Origin of the sequence: Chryseobacterium potabilaquae (assembly GCF_902728265.1) — a bacterium.
Lineage (GTDB): Bacteria > Bacteroidota > Bacteroidia > Flavobacteriales > Weeksellaceae > Chryseobacterium > Chryseobacterium potabilaquae.
In genome coordinates, this window is sequence record NZ_CACVBR010000085.1 from 1 (window position 1) to 4826 (window position 4826).

General features: G+C 37.3%; 2 protein-coding genes and 1 pseudogene. All 3 read left to right on the forward strand.

Features of this window, described 5'->3' with window-relative positions; all coding sequences use genetic code 11:
• Positions 1–74 precede the first annotated feature (74 nt).
• Positions 75–638: pseudogene (locus CHRY9293_RS19020) on the forward strand (AMP-binding protein); the annotation flags it as partial.
• A 144-nt stretch (positions 639–782) separates the two neighbouring features.
• Positions 783–1352 carry a phosphopantetheine-binding protein gene (locus CHRY9293_RS19025; RefSeq protein ID WP_449386635.1) on the forward strand — a complete coding sequence of 190 codons (570 nt, stop codon included), beginning with the start codon at positions 783–785 and terminating at the stop codon, positions 1350–1352.
• Positions 1345–4826, forward strand: a 3482-nt coding sequence (locus CHRY9293_RS18175) for a non-ribosomal peptide synthetase (RefSeq protein WP_162034270.1), incomplete at its 3' end; no start/stop codon positions are given. The genes CHRY9293_RS19025 and CHRY9293_RS18175, both read left to right, overlap by 8 nt.

Below are 4826 nucleotides of genomic sequence, written 5' to 3' on the forward strand. Positions count from 1 at the left end.
TGGATTCTTCAGAGATGAAATCTGAACTGAGTACTTGTTCTAGGGACAATCTCAATACAGAAGTAAGTTCAGGTGATTTATCCTATGTTATTTACACCAGTGGCACAACAGGAAAGCCTAAGGGGGTGATGATAGAACATAAAAATGTGGTTAATTTAATCGAGCAACAGTCTGTTATATTTAACCTGGATACAGTTCATTCTTCTTCCCATCCACAGAAAATGGCATTATGGTATGCCAACTATGTTTTTGATGCTCATGTATGGGATGTTTATTCCGTTCTTTCGTTTGGCCATACCTTACATCTAATAAGTAAAGAAATCCAAACAGATTTAAGTTTATTACATACATATATAGTTGAAAATAGGATCCAGATAGCTACAATTCCTCCTGTATTACTTACTACAGAATTAATTCTTCCTTTGGATACCCTTATTGTAGCAGGAGATACTACTCATCCGGAAGTAATGGAATGTTATAGAAGAGAAGGAGTTGATGTAATCAATGCGTATGGTCCTACCGAGTCCTCGGTATGTGCTACTTATCATCATTATCATGAGGATGATAATGCTCTTAATATAGGTCAACCTATTACAAATACCACAACTTATGTGTTGGATGAGTATTTACGTCCTGTACCAATAGGAGCGATAGGAGAGTTATATATAGGAGGAGCCGGTTTATCAAGAGGGTATTTAAATCTTCCTGAGCTTACAGAGGAACGTTTTCTGGTTAATCCTTTCCAAAGCGAAGATGAAAAAGAGATAGGTTATAATGATCGTATGTATAAAACCGGAGATTTGGCTCGCTATCTTGCTAATGGAGATTTGGAATATATAGGTCGTAATGACTTCCAGGTAAAAATACGAGGATACCGAATCGAGCTTGGAGAGATAGAGAGCGCTTTATTGAGTTATGAAGGGATTCGTCAAAGTATTGTACTGGCAAAGGAGAATAGTTCAGGGTTAAAATATTTGGTAGGTTATTATGTATCTGATACTTCATTTAATCCTGAAGACTTATCTGTGTATTTATCAGGATTACTTCCGGAGTATATGGTTCCTTCTGCTTATGTTCATTTGGAATTATTCCCAATGACTCTCAATGGCAAATTGGACCGAAGAGCCTTACCAGAGCCTAACTTCACAGGAGATAAAGAGTATATCGCACCAACAACGGTTCTTGAAAAACAATTAGCAGAGATCTATAGCGAGGTTTTAGGTTTACCAGTAGAAAGTATTGGTTTACACGATGATTTCTTCCGCTTGGGAGGAAACAGTATTATGGCTATTAAACTGATTAGCAAGATTCACCAGGGGTTAGGCTTACAGGCAAGTGTAGCGGGTGTTTAGCCATAAGACTGTCTTTGGGCTAGCGGGAGTACTGAGCGGTTTAGAATCAGAAAGTAGTGAATTGATCCGTCCTATAGCGGTTCATTATCCTGAGCAGCAACGTTTATCTTTTGCTCAGGAGCGTTTATGGTTTATTGATCAGTATGAGGGAGGAAGCTCAGCGTATAATATTCCTATGGTTTTCGGATTATCTTCCAGGGTTGATCTAAGTATTTTAGCAGAATCTTTTAAAGTTCTTCTGTCCAGACATGAAATTCTACGTACTTTGATTGTAACCAGTTCAGAGGGAGTAGGCTATCAGTATGTGAGTGATCAAGAGTTCAGTATTAAAGAGATTGATGTATTTAGCTCTAGAGAATTAGAAAATCTTCTATCTCAAGAAATCACGAGGATTTTTAATTTATCCAAAGAACTTCCTATTTCTGTTTGTGTATTCAATGATAAAGATGAAGTAACTTCTTATCTTAGTATAGTCATTCATCACATTGCTTTTGATGGTTGGTCTACAGATATCTTTTTAGAGGAATTAAGAATTATCTATCAAGATTTATTATCAGGAACCCCGGTTTCTTTACCCTCGCTTCCTATTCAATATAAGGATTTTGCTTTATGGCAGAGATCTTATCTTCAGGGAGAAGTATTAGAAAAACAATTGGATTATTGGAGGACTAAACTTTCGGAAGTAGCGCCTCTAAACCTTCCTTTAGATTATGCCCGTCCTTCGGTTATTTCTTATGAAGGACATACAATACGTTTTAGTATTTCAGATACTCTAGGTGAAGACCTTCGATTCTTATCTCAAGACTTAGGAGTGAGTTTATACAGTGTAATGCTGGGAGGATATTATTTGTTATTATCTTCTTATTCAGGACAAAAGGATATAGTATTAGGTACTGTGGTAGCGAATCGTCATCATGCAGGCTTAGAGGATCTGATCGGCTTCTTTGTCAATACTTTGGTTCTTCGAGAAGAGGTTGATTATGGAGTATCAGTGAGAGACTTTATTTTGCAAGTTTCAGATTCAGTATCTGAGGCTCAGATGCATCAGGATGTACCCTTTGAGAAATTGGTAGAAGAGTTGGGAGTAGTTCAGGATGTATCCCGTCATCCTTTGTTCCAGGTTATGTTTGGTTCACAGAGTTTTGGAAATGGAGCAAAGCAGAAATATGGAGATGGCTCTTTGTTTCATGAATTTGAAGGAAATGTTTCTTATGATGTATCCAAGTTTGATTTGACAGTGATGATAGATGATGGAGGAGATTCTCTGTCAGGAAGCTTTAATTATGCTACCCCTCTATTTAAAGAAAGTACAATTGATCATATGATTAAGACGTATGTATATCTTTTAGAGCAGATGGTGTCTCATTCAAAAGATAATAGATCAGAGTTAAAACTTGAAAACCTCTCTTGGATAAGAGAAGAAGAGTATAGTGGGGATGGAATCTTCTCAGGTCTTTTGGATACTTATTCAGAATACGACACAAGTGTTACAATTCATGAATTATTTGAGAGACAGGTAGAGAAGACACCTGATCATATTGCTTTGGTGTATGAGGATGTAAAGCTAAGCTATAAAGAGCTTAATGAGAGATCAAACAGATTGGCTCATTATTTATTAGAAAACTATCAAATCCAGCCCGATGAATTGATCCCTCTATGTTTGGAAAGATCGGAGCAGATGCTGATTGGAATCTTAGGAGTCTTGAAGTCAGGCGGAGCGTATGTTCCTATGGATCCTAATTATCCTATGGATAGAATAGAACATATTCTGGGAGATACTAAGGCTAGATTGGTAATCGTTGAAGAGAATACAAAAGACAGATTATATGAGTACAAGGAACTAATAGCTACAGAAACAGCATCCTCAAATCTGAATATTATAAGCTTGAATAATTCAGAGATGAAAGCTGAACTGAGTACTTGTTCTAGGGAGAATCCCAATATAGAAGTAAGTTCAGGTGATTTATCATATGTTATTTACACCAGCGGAACAACAGGAAAGCCAAAAGGAGTGATGATAGAGCATAAGAGTGTGGTTCGTTTATTCAGTGCTACGGATCATTGGTATGGGTTTACGGATAAGGATGTATGGAGTTTATTCCATTCATATGTTTTTGATGTGAGTGTATGGGAGATGTGGGGCGCCTTACTTCATGGAGGAAAATTATTGATACCCAGTGTAGAACAAACTAAAGATTTATATTTATTTTTTGATTTATGCTATAAAAATAATCTTACGGTATTATGTAAAACTCCTACAGCCTTTTACCAGTTTATAGAAGTTGGTTTATCTAAGGATGTGAATCTTTCTAAACTTCGTTATGTCATCTTTGCAGGCGAGGCGTTGAACTTTGCTTCTTTGGAGCCTTGGTATGGTCGCTATCCTGAGAGTCCAAGTTTAATCAATATGTATGGTACAACTGAGACTACAGTTCATGCGAGTTATAGAGTGCTTGATTCGGGAGAGTTAGGGAATTCCTCTATGGTAGGAAAAAGTATTCCGGATCAACGGATTTATGTATTAGATGGATATTTACGTCCGGTACCCGTGGGAGCTGTAGGAGAATTATATATTGGAGGTTCGGGATTATCAAGAGGTTATTTAAATCTTGTAGAGCTTACAGAGGAGCGTTTTCTATTGAATCCTTTCCAGAGTGAAGAAGATAAAGAGAGAGGTTATAATGATCGTATGTATAAGACGGGGGATTTAGGCCGTTATCTTCCGGGAGGAGATTTGGAATATATAGGCAGAAATGACTTCCAGGTAAAGATCAGAGGGTATAGGATAGAATTGGGAGAGATAGAGAATGGTTTATTGAGTTATGAAGGGATTCGTCAAAGTGTTGTACTGGCAAAGGAGAATAGTTCAGGCTTGAAATACTTGGTTGGCTATTATGTGTCAGATGCAGCATTAAATCATGAAGAGCTGTCAGTACATTTATCAGGATTACTTCCGGATTATATGGTTCCTTCGGTGTATGTTCATTTAGAAGAGTTTCCTCTTACGATTAATGGAAAGTTAGATCGCAAAGCTTTACCTGAACCTAACTTCACAGGAGATAAGGAGTATATTGCTCCAACAACAGCTCTTGAAAAACAATTAGCGGAGATCTATGGAGAAGTTTTAGGTTTACCGGTAGAAAGTATAGGTTTACATGATGATTTCTTCCGTTTGGGTGGTAATAGTATTATGGCTATTAAACTGATCAGTAAGATTCATCAGGGATTAGGTTTGCAGGCAAGTGTAGCGATGGTGTTTAGCCATAAGACTGTCTTTGGATTAGCAGGAGTACTGAAAGATTTAGACTTAGGAGGAGGTGATATGATCCGTCCTATAGCGGTTCATCATCCTGAGCAGCAACTTTTATCTTTTGCTCAGGAAAGGCTATGGTTTATTGACCAGTATGAAGGAGGTAGTCATGTGTATAATATTCCTATGGTATTTGGATTGTCTGAAGATATAGATATGAGAGT